This is a genomic window from Nocardia vaccinii NBRC 15922, from assembly GCF_001613305.1.
In the GTDB taxonomy this organism is placed as follows: domain Bacteria; phylum Actinomycetota; class Actinomycetes; order Mycobacteriales; family Mycobacteriaceae; genus Nocardia; species Nocardia vaccinii.
Genome location: NZ_BDCC01000090.1, coordinates 19010 through 32409 on the forward strand (window position 1 = coordinate 19010; position 13400 = coordinate 32409).

12 protein-coding genes are annotated in these 13400 nt (G+C 62.9%); all 12 read left to right on the top strand.

The window, feature by feature from the left end; all coding sequences use genetic code 11:
- The first annotated feature begins 13 nt into the window (after nt 1-13).
- The gene (locus NV1_RS39970) at nt 14-1045 is read left to right on the top strand and encodes an aldo/keto reductase (RefSeq protein ID WP_169813539.1); all 1032 of its coding nucleotides are present in this window, start codon (nt 14-16) and stop codon (nt 1043-1045) included.
- Between the two features lie 38 nt (nt 1046-1083).
- Nucleotides 1084-2037, top strand: a complete 954-nt coding sequence (locus tag NV1_RS39975) for a DODA-type extradiol aromatic ring-opening family dioxygenase (RefSeq protein WP_169813540.1) — start codon at nt 1084-1086, stop codon at nt 2035-2037.
- Nucleotides 2038-2126: 89 nt separating this feature from the next.
- Nucleotides 2127-2456 (top strand): RidA family protein, encoded by a 330-nt coding sequence (locus tag NV1_RS39980; protein WP_218027360.1) that lies wholly within the window; start codon nt 2127-2129, stop codon nt 2454-2456.
- Nucleotides 2453-3112 carry an RraA family protein gene (locus NV1_RS39985; protein WP_067904315.1) on the top strand — a complete coding sequence of 220 codons (660 nt, stop codon included), beginning with the start codon at nt 2453-2455 and terminating at the stop codon, nt 3110-3112. Before NV1_RS39980 ends, NV1_RS39985 begins: the two co-directional genes overlap by 4 nt.
- The gene (locus NV1_RS39990) at nt 3109-3771 is read left to right on the top strand and encodes an RraA family protein (protein WP_067904319.1); all 663 of its coding nucleotides are present in this window, start codon (nt 3109-3111) and stop codon (nt 3769-3771) included. Before NV1_RS39985 ends, NV1_RS39990 begins: the two co-directional genes overlap by 4 nt.
- Nucleotides 3772-3972: 201 nt before the next feature.
- Nucleotides 3973-5196: a cytochrome P450 gene (locus NV1_RS39995; RefSeq protein WP_067904322.1), complete on the top strand. Its 1224-nt coding sequence runs from the start codon at nt 3973-3975 to the stop codon at nt 5194-5196.
- Complete coding sequence (locus NV1_RS40000) at nt 5193-6248, top strand: NAD(P)-dependent alcohol dehydrogenase (RefSeq protein WP_067904325.1); 1056 nt, start codon at nt 5193-5195, stop codon at nt 6246-6248. Before NV1_RS39995 ends, NV1_RS40000 begins: the two co-directional genes overlap by 4 nt.
- Before the next feature lie 4 nt (nt 6249-6252).
- Nucleotides 6253-7671, top strand: a complete 1419-nt coding sequence (locus tag NV1_RS40005) for an aldehyde dehydrogenase family protein (protein ID WP_067904328.1) — start codon at nt 6253-6255, stop codon at nt 7669-7671.
- 147 nt (nt 7672-7818) lie between these two features.
- The gene (locus NV1_RS40010; RefSeq protein WP_067904331.1) at nt 7819-8229 is read left to right on the top strand and encodes an ester cyclase; all 411 of its coding nucleotides are present in this window, start codon (nt 7819-7821) and stop codon (nt 8227-8229) included.
- 105 nt (nt 8230-8334) lie between these two features.
- Nucleotides 8335-9768, top strand: a complete 1434-nt coding sequence (locus NV1_RS40015) for an aldehyde dehydrogenase (protein ID WP_067904335.1) — start codon at nt 8335-8337, stop codon at nt 9766-9768.
- On the top strand, nt 9765-9908 hold the full coding sequence (locus NV1_RS44305) for a hypothetical protein (RefSeq protein WP_157117717.1): 144 nt from the start codon (nt 9765-9767) through the stop codon (nt 9906-9908). Before NV1_RS40015 ends, NV1_RS44305 begins: the two co-directional genes overlap by 4 nt.
- Before the next feature lie 72 nt (nt 9909-9980).
- Nucleotides 9981-13367 (top strand): pyruvate carboxylase, encoded by a 3387-nt coding sequence (locus NV1_RS40020; protein WP_067904338.1) that lies wholly within the window; start codon nt 9981-9983, stop codon nt 13365-13367.
- Nucleotides 13368-13400: the final 33 nt, after the last annotated feature.

The window sequence follows — 13400 nt, forward strand, 5'->3', positions numbered from 1 at the left end:
TACCGCAATGAAAATGCGTACGATTCCTCGCACCGATCTGACGGTGTCCGAGTTCGCGTTCGGCACCGGCGACAACGCTGGTGGCCTGATCTACGCCTCGTCCGAGGTCCAGTACCGGATGGTCGAATCGGCATTGCACGCTGGCATCAACTACTTCGACTGTTCGCCTGACTACGGGAAAGGCGCTGGTGAGGTGAACCTCGGCCGGATTCTCTCGGATATGGGTGTGCGTGACGAGGTGGTGATCGCGACCAAGGTCGAGATCATGCCCGAGGACCTGCATCGGATCGGCGAGAAGATCGAACAGAGCATCAACGACAGCCTGCTGCGGTTGCGCACAGACCACGTCGATCTGCTGCTCCTGCACAACCCCAGTCGGCTGCAACCCAACCTCGATATCCGGGTCTGGACCCCGTTGACGCCTGATCAGGTCCTCACCGAAGTCGCGCCGGCAATGCAGCGCATCCAAGCGTCCGGCCGGGCACGGGCGTTGGGTGTGTGTGAGGAACGTTCCGAAACCGGCGCGGTCATCCCAATCCTGGACAGCGGCGTGTTCTCCATGCTCTACGCCTGGTTCAACCTCGCCAACCCGACGTGCGCGCGTCCATGCGCCGGGCTGCCGGACGACGAACAGTATCCCGGTTACTTCGAGGCCGTTCGCCGTAATGATATGGGCGTGGGTGTTATCCGTCCCCTTGCAGGTGGTGCTCTGACCAGTGCTGTTATCGACGCAGGGGTGGCTGGCCGCCACCCGATATCGGGCGGGCACTATCGAATCAACCCTCACGAACACGAACCCGAACGACGACGAGGCGCTCGGTTTTCGTTCCTCGAGCGCGACGGTCAGAGCTTGGTGGATGCGGCCTACCGCTACATTCTGTCGTTTTCTGAGGTCACCTCTATCATCGGTGGGTTCTCCGGTCCGGAACATATTGCCGCCGCGGCTGCGGCCTCGGGCAGTCCCGAACTCAGCGCCGAGGACCTCGCTCGGATCACGGCAGTTCACGATGCCGGATTTGTCGAAACGATTGGTGCACCGCAATGACAGAGGTCATTTTGGGAATCGGTACCTCCCACAGTCCGTTGCTGGCCATCGAGGGCAGACTGTGGGCGGATCGGGGTCGCGACGACTTGCGTCGCTCCGACCTGCATCTGGCGGACGGCCGCGTTCTGACCTACGACGAGCTGGCTATTGAACGCGGTGACCGCTACGCCGAGGACGCCCAGATCGCCCGTTTCGACGAGCAGGCACAGTGGGCCCGACAACGACTCGACGAGATTGCCCGCCACATCGAAGACTCGCAAGTCGACACCCTGATCGTTATCGGCGACGATCAGGCTGAGCTGTTCAGCATTGCCCACAACCCGGCATTTGCGGTGTACACGGGTGACGAGATCGTGATGCATCCCAAGAACGAGCTGCACCCTGACTTGCCCGAGTGGCACAAAGTCGCCAACCGCGGCTACAGCATGGACACCACCAGCCGCCATCGCTCCGATCCTGCGCTCGCCGAAGCTCTGGTCGAAGGATTGATTACGTGCGGTGTCGATGTAGCCGTTGCCACGCAGGTCAAAGACCCAATTGACCACGGGTTCGGACATGCCTACGGATTCGTGGCCGAACGACTCATCCAGGGCAAAGACATCGCGATCTGCCCGATCCTGCTCAATACGTATTTCCCGCCGAACGTACCGACGCCACCACGATGCTTCGAGATCGGCGCATATATCCGCAAGACTGTCGAACAGCTCCCCGGCGACCGCAGAGTGGGCATTGTGGCCTCCGGCGGTCTGAGTCACTTCGTTACCGACGAGGACCTCGACCAGCAGGTCTTGACCGCGCTGGCCGCTGGGGACGGTGACGCCTTGTCGGCGGTGCCCGTCCAGGCTCTGCGCTCGGGTAACTCCGAGACCCTCAACTGGATCATGGCCGGTGGCGCGCTCACCCATCTCGATGTCGTGCTCAACGACTACTGCCCCGTCTACCGGACCCCAGCCGGTACCGGTATCGGTCTGGCCTTCATGGTGTGGCGGTGATCAGGCATATGTCAGCGCGACGTAGCGTCCATGTCGAGGGCCTCGGGCACGGAAGTCTGCCAATTCCCGTTGCCTCCACGATCGGCGGATTGATCGCCACCGGCGGCATCCGTGGCGTCGACCCGCAGACCGGTGAACTGCCCGACACCAGGGCCCAACAAGCCCGCCAGATGTTTGCGAATCTCATCCGCGTGATCGAGGAGGCCGGCGGCAACGCCGACACGATCCTCAAGGTAACAGTTTTCGCCACCGACCGCTCGGCACGTGCAGACGTCGATCCGCCGTGGATGGAGCTGTTTCCCGACCCGCAGTCACGGCCGGCTCGGCATCTGCAGGTGTGTGATCTGCCGGGCGGAATGCTGTTGCAGTGCGATGCGCTGGCAGTGCGTATTCAGCAATCGGATGGGGAACCAGGATGAGCGACAACATCATTGAGCGGCTTCGTCAGCTCGACACCGGCACCCTCTCAGATGCCTTGGACCGGCATCAGATCAGCGGAGCGCTGCTCGGGCTGGCCCGGCTGTCCGGACACGAACGCGTCGTCGGACGCGCGGTCACGGTGCGCCTCGAGGAATTCAGCGGACAGGTGTCGCCGCGACATCTCGGTACCGCAGCGGTCGAGGCGTCCGATGACACCAATGTGATCGTGGTTGCCAACGCCGGCCGCACACATGCTGCGGCATGGGGTGGCATTCTGGCGCGGGCAGCCAGCCGACGCCAGGTCGCGGGTGTCGTTGTCGATGGCGTATGTCGAGATCTCGACGAGATCCGAGAGTTCGGGCTGCCGGTGTATGCGCGCGGCGCGGTGCCTGTCTCGGCGCGCGGACGCGTCGTCGAAGCAGGGTGGTCAGAGCCGGTCACTTTGTGCGGGGTAACGGTGGCTCCAGGCGACTATGTGCTCGCCGACGCCAGCGGTGTCGTCGCCGTCCCGGCCGCCGACGTGGAGGGGGTCCTCGAGACCGCAGAGCAGATCGCCTCTCTCGAACACCAGATGGTCACCGCAGTCGAGTCCGGCACCCCTGTGTCCCAGGTGATGGGTCGCAACTATGAACTGATGACGGAGAAGAGCAGATGAACACCATAGAGATCGCTGCGGCGTTGGAAGCATTGAGCTGCACCGACCTCAGCGATGCCATGGACAGACTCGGCATCGCCGGTCAAGTTCCCGGCATCATGCCGCTGGAGCGGCAATTCAATCTCGTAGGTCGGGCATGGACACTGCGCTACGGTCCCGTCGGGGAAGACCCGGGCACCGTCGGCGACTACATCGACGACATCGGACCGGGGCAAGTCGTGGTGCTCGACAACCAAGGGCGTGGTGATGCCACCGTATGGGGGGACCTGCTGACCACGATGGCACACCGACGCGAGATCGCCGGCACCGTCATCGACGGCGTCTGCCGCGACGTAGACCGGGCCCTCGAGGTGGGGTATCCGATCTTCTCACGCGGCAACTGGATGCGGACCGGCAAGGATCGCGTCCGGGTCGAGGGTATCAACGTGCCGGTGTCACTCGGCGGCGTGCGCGTCGAACCGGGGGACTGGCTACGCGGTGACGGCGACGGCCTTGTCGTGATCCCTCAAGCACGCATCGACGAGGTTGTCGAAGCGGCCCGGGCCATCGCCGACACCGAACAACGTATCCGCGACGCGATCGCCGAGGGCATCACGCTACGTGAAGCCCGGGCACAGTTCGGATATCACACCTTACAAACCCGAACAAGTGTTCCCTGACCGCCACTTGCCGATAGAAAAGAGTTGCGAATCAGCAGATGTCGGGTCGTAGCGCAGCAATCGCGATGTGCGATCGGGTGTGTCGACTGGTCCGAAGTCTCGACCGAAACTCCACGAATCAGCTCCAATCCAACCCCACCTTTTTGGTGGTGCCACGAGTGGTCGCACTCGCACAAGACCGCGATTCAAAAGGAACGACCCATGCACGACGACATCAGCGCAACCCATCCTTCCCCGACGTTCGATCTGCACGACGACAACGTCCAATCCCGCCTCTACAGCGAGTACGAACGCCTGCGGGCGCGCAGCCGGGTGGCTCGTGGGGAGAAGTACGGCGGCTACTACATGCTGACCCGCTACGAGGACGTCAAGTCCGCGCTGCTCAAGCCAGACCAGTTCATCTCCCGGCAGGGCGTCACCATCCCACCGTACGGGCTGCCGATCCCGTCGATACCCATCGAAGCCGATCCCCCCGAGCACCGTGACTATCGGTCTCTACTCATGCCTTTGTTTCGTGGGCCTCACATCGCCCAGCTCGCCGAGCATGTCACCGAGGTGACCGAGAAACTCATCGACGACTTCATCGAGCAAGGATACGCCGACCTCAAGAAGGACCTGTGCGAGGTCGTCCCGTCGAAGATGACCGAGGAGTTCCTCGGACTAGCCGACGGGGAGTGGCAGACCCTCAGAAGCTTCGGGCCGGTGCTGCTGCAAACCTCCCGCGACGAGCTGCTGAGCGAAAATGCCACTGCAGCAAAGGGATTGATGGAATTCTTCAGCGGCGTGCTCGACCGTAAGCGCCAAGATCCCGGCGACGATCTGCTCACTTTGCTGGTTAACGGCGAGATCAAGGGCGAGCCTATGTCGTCCGACGAGATCCTCGGCATGGCAATCATGGTCGGTGAAGCCGGGCACGCTACGACCATTCGTGCTCTGACCAGTACTTTCCTGTACCTGGGTGAGGATCTGGAGCTGCGTCGACAGCTTATCGACGACCTGTCGAGAGTCCCGTCGCTTATCGACGAGATCCTGCGCCTGGAATCTCCGGTCCAGCTGTTCGCCCGCACGGTGGCTGCGGATATGGAGTTCGCGGGAACACATTTCACCACCGGGGACCGCGTCGGCATGCTGTTCGGTTGTGCCAATCGCGACGAGGACGTGTTCGACCACGCACACACCGTGGACCTCGACCGCAAGCCGAATCCGCACCTGTCATTCGGAGTGGGTATCCACCGCTGCATCGGCGAGCCTCTTGCGCGTGCGGAGATGAAGGTCGTCATCGAACAGGTCCTGCGCCGCATCCCCGACTATTCCATCAACCCTGATGCCAAGCTGTCCTGGACGCCCGGCCATGCCCGCGAGTTGTCTTCTCTGCCAGTGACTTTCACGGCTGGTGCGCGCTGCGAATCGACAGTGAACTCATGAAGGCGTACCGATTCTTGGGGCCCGGACGCGCAGAGTTCTGCGATGTGACCGTAGCGGGGCCCGGCCCCGGTGAGGTTCTGGTCGAAGTCGCCGCCGTAGGCGTATGCCACACCGATCTGACTATCATCGATGCCCCGGCCGGGTCCCCTCTGCCGATCAATGGATTCACCCTCGGGCATGAGACCTCCGGGTGGGTGCACGCGATCGGACCGGGCGTGACCGGCCTGGAGATCGGGCAGCCCGTTCTGGTCTATGCCTCCTGGGGCTGCGGCTCTTGCCGGCGGTGCATTCAGGGGCTCGATCACTGGTGCGAGCGCGGTGCGGTTCTGGCTGGCATGGGTCGTGATGGCGGCCTGGCCGAGTATCAGCTAGTGCCCGACGCCCGGTGGTTGGTGCCGCTACCTGACCGGATCGATGTCCACAAGGCTGCGCCGCTGGCTGATGCCGGGTTGACTCCGTACCATGCCATCCGCCGTTCGATCGGCGCCCTGGAGCGGCCCCCGTCATCGATCGCGCTCGTCGGCGTCGGCGGCCTGGGGCATGTTGCCGTGCAGATCGCTCGGGCGATCACCCCCGCGACCACGATCGCTGTCGATGTGTCGCAACAACGACTGGACCTGGCTTCCGCTCTCGGTGCTCATCATGCTGTGCAAGCCGGCCCAGACGCCGCGGGCGCGGTACTCGGGTTGACCGACGGTCGCGGCGCTGATGTGGTGATCGACTTCGTGGGTAGTGATCAGACGCTGGCGTTCGCGGCTGAGGTTGCCGGCAGTATGGGCGACATCGTCCTCATCGGAGGACCCAGTGGGTCTCTGGCCGTCAATCACAGCACGATCAAGCGGGACACCACAGTCACCCGCGGTGGCATGGGATCGATTTCCGAGCTACACGAGGTGGTCGCGCTAGCCGAACAGGGCGCAATCGAGATGGTCAGCGAGATGTATGAGTTCGACGACATCGAACGTGCCTACGGTCAGCTGCGCGAGGGCCGGATCAATGGTCGCGCCATTATCAGCGTTAGTGCTGCGCCCAAACATCCGCAAGGAAAGTAAAACCATGACAACGATTCCGACACCGTCAATGATGATCGACGGTCAGCGCATCACTTCCGCTACCCAGCTCGATGTCATCGATCCCGCTACCGGCGGGTTGGCCGGGCGGGCACCCGATTGCTCGGCCGTTCAGGTCGAGTCGGTGATGGCCGCGATGGCGCAGGCTCGGCCCGCCTGGGAGGCGACTCGGGGCGAGGATCGCACCAAGATCATGCATTCGGCTGCCGCCGCCATCGAGGACCATGAGGAGGAGCTCACCGAACTCGGGATGGTCGAACTCGGTGCGCCGGTAGCGGTTTGCCGAATGCTTACACAAGCGTTGACGGCCAGTTTGCGCTACTTTGCCGACCTTCGCCTCGAGCAGGTCGTCATCTCCGACACCGACACCGCGCGGGTGACTGCCACCCGCGAGCCGATCGGCCCTGTGGTGGCGATCACTCCGTGGAATGTCCCCCTTTACATGATGGGGATCAAACTGTCGCCCGCCGTGGCTGCGGGCAACTGCATCGTCGTCAAACCGTCGCCTTATACCCCACTGGCAACGCTGCGCGCTGGGGAGATCCTCGGCGAGATTTTCCCACCAGGTGTGGTCAATGTCATTTCGGGCACCGATGCGCTCGGTCCTGCCCTCGTCAGGCATCCCACGCCGCGCAAAATCACCTTCACCGGTTCGATCCCCACGGGACGGGCGATTGCCGCAGAAGCCGCATCGTTGTTGAAACGGGTCACCCTCGAACTCGGCGGCAACGACCCTGCCGTCGTACTGGACGATATCGACATCGCTGCTGCGGCACCGAAGATCTTTCAAGCCGCATTCACCAATTCCGGGCAGGTCTGCCTGGCCATCAAACGTGTCTATGTGCCTGACCATCTCCACGACGATCTGCTCGCCGCACTGGTCGACCTGGCACGAAATACGCCGATCGGCCGCGGCGACGAGCCCGGAGTAGTCCTCGGGCCGGTGCAAAACGCTCGCCAGCTACAGCACGTGACCGATCTCGTCGAGGACGCCCGCGCTAGCGGGGCAACCATAGCTTGCGGCGGACAGCGAATGGATCGACCTGGGTACTTCTACCCACCGACCATTGTGGGCAACGGACAACAACATATGCGCATCGTCGCCGAGGAACAATTCGGCCCGGCCCTACCTCTTGTTCGCTACACCGACATCGACGAGGCCATTCGCTGGGCCAACGCAGGCAAGTTCGGATTAGGCGCCTCGGTGTGGAGCTCCGACTCCGCTAGGGCATCCAACGTGGCCGACCAGATCGAGGCCGGCCAGACGTGGGTCAACACCCACCAATCTTCGCTAGGTATGCCGCAGCCTCTGTGTTCGACCAAACAGAGCGGCCTCGGGGTCGAGAAAGGCCCATGGGGACTGGAGTCGTTCACCGAACTACGCGTGCGCTACGCAATGAAGTAGTCCGCACGGCGACCTGTCCCACGCGTCTGTGACCCCGCAGCCGCAATGCATGCCCGCTGGCTGACGTTCGATCACAGCGCATTCAGAAGGAAAGCTGAACTCCGCACCTGGTCTCATCGGCCCATACTGCGCGCGAAAGGTGATCCGATGACAGTTTCGGTCGACACCAATAAGGAAATCATCCGCCGGTATATCGAAATCGGCTGGGGCCAAGGCGATCTGAACGTCATCCGGCAGACGGTCGCCTTCGAGATGCAGCGCGACGTGGACGGAGCGATCAGCGACGGTGGCCGCGACGTCGAAAACGTCGTGAAGCGGTTCAGGGGTAGCTTCCCCGACGCCCGAACCGAGGTGGTCGAGTGCGTGGCCGAGGACGAAATGGTCGTTGTACGCGTGCTGACGACCGGCACGCATCGGGGTGAATACCTCGGAGTACCCGCAACCGGCAGACATGTGGAGTTCTACGCCTTCGACATGTTCCGGCTTGACAACGGGCGGATCGTCGAAAGTTGTCATGCCGTTGACGAAGCCGGCCTCTTGCGTCAGTTGACGAGTTGACCGATCACCGAGTCGGTTCCTGCCTGTAGGTCCTCGATCTCGAGGAGCTGCCGATTATCTCGCACAACCCCGTGAACCGCACACCAATCACAAGGAAGTGAACACATGCCTGCAAAGAGCGCTGGCCTGTACATCGATGGCAAGATTGTGTCGCCCGATTCGACGGCCGAGGTCGATGTCATCAATCCCGCCACGGAAGAGAAGATCGGTGTCGTCGCGGACTGTAACGAGAACGACGTGAATGTCGCCGTTCTCGCAGCGGCGCAGGCGCAGAGATCGGAATGGGCGAAATATTCTGCATCGGACCGGGCTGCCATACTTCGGCGATTCGCGAAATCACTGGATACCCGTGGCGATGACATTGTGGGCTGTGTTACCGCACAGAACGGAACGCCGATCACCCTGTCGAAGTGGGCCAACCACTTGCTGCCGGTGGAATCCTATGAGTACTTCGCCGGGCTCGCTGAGACGTTCGAGCCCGAAGAGTGTCGGACAGCACCGAACGGTACGACCTCGATCGTGCGGCACGAGCCCGTCGGCGTCGTCGGACTGATCGTCCCGTGGAATGCACCCCAGATGCTGTTGGCATCAAAACTCGGACCCGCCCTGGCCGCAGGCAACACCGTGGTCATCAAGCCGTCGCCCGAAACCAGTCTCGACTTGGATTATCTGTGGGAAGCGGCAGCCGTGGCGGGTTTTCCCGCCGGAGTCATCAACATCGTCACCGGCGGTCGTGGGACCGGGCAGGCATTGGTCGACCACCCGAGTGTCGGGAAGATCTCGTTCACCGGCTCTAGCGCCGCGGGCCGGATCATCGGAGCCGCATGCGGTGCGGCGCTCAAACCGGTCAGTTTAGAGCTCGGCGGAAAGTCGGCAGCGGTCCTTCTCGAGGATGTCGATCTTGACCATTTTCTGCAAGAAGTTCCGATGGTCTGCATCCCGAACACCGGCCAGATCTGCTACTCGAGCACGCGAATCCTGGCCCCGTCAGCACGGTATGCGGAGGTCGTGGACGCGGTCAGCGAAACACTGCGCGCGCTGCCCATCGGTGACCCCCTTGATGCGTCAACAGTGTTGGGCCCGCTCGCGGCAGCACGGCAGCGGGATCGCGTCGAAGGCTACATCGAGATTGGAAAGAGCGAAGGAGCCCGCATCGCAACGGGCGGTGCTCGCGTGCCCGGATTCGATCGCGGATATTTCGTGCAGCCGACCGTCTTCGCCGATGTCGATCCGGACATGCGTATCGCGCAAGAAGAGATTTTTGGTCCAGTGGTGACGGTCATCCCATACACCGATGAATCCAACGCAGTCGCCATCGCCAACAACTCCGACTACGGCCTCGGCGGTGTTGTCTACGGGACGGACTATGAACGAGCAAAAGATATCGCGCGGCGGATCGAAACCGGAACTATCGGTGTCAACCGCTATCTGCTCGACATCAATGCCCCGTTCGGCGGCTACAAAGCCAGCGGCGTTGGAAGAGAACTAGGCCCGGAAAGCATTTCGGTATACCAGCAGATCAAAACCATGTACGTGTGAGACAACCCATTTCTCGAATCCAACCCGGTTCGGCGTACTTCACCAGGGCCAGAGGAGCTATCGCGCGGCCCGCTTTGCTCGAGGAGTTGGTCACCCGCACCTACACCTTCGACGAGATCAATGCGATCTGCCACTCGTAATGACCAGCCAGTCCATGGGCCGCCATTGCCTGCGGGCCGGAGCTACAAATAATTTTGGAAAGGGACGACGAGTTGTTCGCAAAGGTTCTTGTCGCTAATCGTGGTGAGATCGCCATTCGCGCGTTCCGTGCCGCCTACGAGCTGGGTATCGCGACTGCTGCGGTCTTCGCGTACGAGGACCGTCATTCGGCGCATCGCACCAAGGCCGACGAATCGTACGAGATCGGCGAGCCCGGGCATCCGGTCCGCAATTACCTCGACATCGACGAGATCATCGGTGCTGCAAAACGTTCGGGTGCTGACGCGATCTATCCGGGTTACGGGTTCTTGTCGGAGAACCCAGACCTGGCCGCGGCCTGTACGGCCAACGGCATCACGTTCGTCGGGCCGTCGTCGGAGGTGCTGGAGCTGACAGGTAACAAAGCCCGCGCGATCGCTGCGGCCAAGGCCGTCGGTCTGCCGGTGTTGGCGTCGTCGGAGCCCTCGGCCGATATCGACGACTTGATGGCCGCCGCAGAATCGATGGAGTTCCCGCTGTTCGTCAAGGCCGTCGCCGGTGGCGGAGGCCGCGGCATGCGGCGCGTGACGGACATTGTCGCGTTGCGTGGAGCGATCGAAGCCGCCGCCCGCGAGGCCGAGTCGGCGTTCGGTGATCCGACAGTGTTCCTGGAACAGGCCGTCATCAACCCGCGGCACATCGAGGTGCAGATCCTCGCCGATACCCATGGCGACGTCGTCCACTTGTTCGAACGCGATTGTTCTGTGCAACGTCGCCATCAGAAGGTCATCGAAGTCGCACCGGCTCTGAATCTCGCCCCCGAACTCCGGGCAAAGATCTGCGCCGACGCCGTCGCGTTCGCCCATCAGATCAACTACAGCTGTGCGGGCACCGTAGAATTCCTCGTCGACGAACGAGGCCGGCACGTGTTTATCGAGATGAATCCTCGTATCCAGGTCGAGCACACGGTCACTGAGGAAGTCACCGACGTCGACCTGGTTCAGGCGCAGTTGCGGGTTGCTGCTGGTGCGAGGCTGAGCGATCTGGGGTTAATGCAGGACTCCATCACCTTGCGCGGCGCGGCCCTGCAGTGCCGCATCACGACCGAGGATCCGGCCAACGGCTTCCGTCCCGACTCCGGCCGGATCACCGCTTACCGCAGCCCAGGCGGAGGCGGGGTTCGGCTCGACGGAGGCACGTCGCTGGGTTCGGAGGTGGGTGCGCACTTCGACTCGATGCTCGTCAAACTGACTTGCCGCGGAAGGGATTTCGCGTCCGCAGTGGCCCACGCTCGTCGTGCGGTCACCGAGTTCCGTATTCGCGGTGTATCTACCAACATCCCGTTTCTGCAGGCGGTGCTCGACGACCCCGATTTCCGGGCGGGGCACGTCACCACTTCGTTCATCGAGGAACGTCCCCATCTGCTGACACAGCACTCCTCGGCGGACCGGGCGTCGAAGATGCTCGCTTACTTGGCTGACGTAACGGTCAATCAGCCCAACGGCACTCGATCGACCACGGTGTATGCCCTCGACAAGTTGCCCGCGCTCGACCTGTCGGTCCCGCCGCCGCCCGGTTACCGGCAGCGACTGCTCGTACTAGGCCCGGAGGGCTTCGCGAAGGCATTGCGCGAGCAAAACGCACTCGGGGTCACCGACACGACCTTCCGCGACGCACACCAGTCATTGCTGGCGACTCGACTACGCACTAGCAGCCTGGTCGGTGTCGCTGGCCATGTCGCGCGGATGACCCCTGAACTGCTGTCGATCGAGGCGTGGGGCGGCGCGACCTACGACGTCGCGCTGCGCTTCCTGCACGAGGATCCGTGGGACCGGCTGGCACAGTTGCGCGAAGCCATCCCCAATATTTGTCTGCAGATGCTGCTTCGGGGCCGCAACACCGTCGGGTACACGCCGTATCCAGAAGCAGTGACGAAAGCCTTTGTTGCCGAAGCGACATCGACGGGTATCGACATCTTCCGTATCTTCGACGCGCTGAACAACGTTGACCAGATGCGACCAGCCATCGACGCAGTCCGCGAAACCGGTACCACCATCGCCGAGGTGGCCATGAGCTACACCGGTGACCTGGCCAACCCCTGCGAGAACCTGTACACACTCGACTACTACCTGCGTCTGGCCGAAGAGATCGTCAACGCGGGTGCACATGTTATCGCCATCAAGGACATGGCCGGACTGCTCCGGCCCCCCGCAGCACGCACACTCATTACCGCGTTGCGCGCCAATTTCGATCTGCCGATCCATGTGCACACTCACGACACCCCAGGCGGCCAGCTGGCCACTTACCTCGCTGCGTGGGAGGCCGGCGCCGACGCCGTCGACGGTGCCAGCGCCCCGATGGCGGGTACCACCAGCCAGCCCGCCCTCTCGGCCATCGTCGCCGCCGCAGCGCACACCGAGCGGGACACCGGACTGAATCTCGACGCGGTGTGCGACCTCGAGCCGTACTGGGAGGCACTGCGAAAGGTCTACGCGCCCTTCGAGTCCGGTATACCGTCGCCGACCGGCCGCGTCTACACGCACGAGATACCCGGTGGGCAGCTGTCGAACCTACGGCAGCAAGCTATCGCGGTCGGACTCGGTGATCGGTTCGAGGAGGTGGAAGCAAAGTACGCCGCAGCTGACCGGTTGCTCGGCCGCCCGGTCAAGGTGACCCCTTCGTCGAAGGTTGTGGGCGACCTTGCCCTGACACTGGTCGGCAATGGTGTAGATGTCGATGATTTCACCGCCAACCCCGGCCGCTACGACATTCCCGACTCGGTCATCGGTTTCCTGCGTGGGGAACTCGGCACCCCGGTCGGCGGCTGGCCCGAACCATTCCGCACCCGCGCACTGCAGGGGCGCACCGAGGCCAAGCCGGTCGTCCCGCTGACTACCGAGGACGAGGCCGGACTGACCGGCGACTCCGCACAGCGGCGCGCCACCCTCAACCGGCTGCTGTTTCCCGGCCCCACCAAGGAGTACCAGGATCACCTGGACAAGTACGGTGACACCTCGCTGCTCTCGGCCAATCAGTTCTTCTACGGCCTGCGCCAGGGCGAGGAACACCACGTCGAACTTGCCAAGGGCGTCACGCTGCTCATCGGACTCGAGGCGATCTCCGAGGCCGACCAGCACGGCATGCGAACGGTGCTCTGCATTCTCAACGGACAGCTGCGCCCGGTAGCCGTGCGTGACCGATCCATTGTCAGCGACATCCCTGCTGCGGAGAAGGCCGACATGGCCAATCCCGGACACATCGCCGCACCGTTCGCCGGCGTGGTTACGCTCTCGGTGGAAGAGGGCGACACTATCGAAGCCGGCGGCATCATCGGAAGTATCGAGGCCATGAAGATGGAAGCCGCCATCACCGCACCCCGCGGCGGCACCATCATCCGCACTGCCATCGCCAAAGTTGCTCAAGTTGAAGGGGGAGACCTACTCGCTGTGGTCAGCCAGTAACCCGACCGAACGCCCGCGTTCCGCAGAATTAGT